Below are 233 nucleotides of genomic sequence, written 5' to 3' on the forward strand. Positions count from 1 at the left end.
AGAGACAGGATGAACCGGCTCAGCTTCGGCATGAAGTTCGGCCTGATCAGCGTGCTGTTCTTCCTGCCGCTGCTGATCACCAGCTTCTATCTGGTGCGCGATGCCTATCGCCAGTTCAGCGACACCCGGATCGAACTGCAGAGCTTGACGCTGCTGGGTAGCGGACTTCAGATCCGGCGTGGCCTGGAGTCCCTCAACGATCTGTTGCAGATCAATGCGGTCATCGGCCAGTC

General features: G+C 58.8%; 1 protein-coding gene. It reads left to right on the forward strand.

What is annotated here, in order from left to right; translation table 11 throughout:
* Positions 1 to 30: 30 nt before the first annotated feature.
* A partial coding sequence (locus ACLJNW_RS28745; protein ID WP_410962096.1) for a hypothetical protein occupies positions 31 to 233 on the forward strand: 203 nt, incomplete at its 3' end.

This window comes from Salmonella sp. SAL4457, assembly GCF_046548235.1.
In the GTDB taxonomy this organism is placed as follows: domain Bacteria; phylum Pseudomonadota; class Gammaproteobacteria; order Enterobacterales; family Enterobacteriaceae; genus Salmonella; species Salmonella enterica.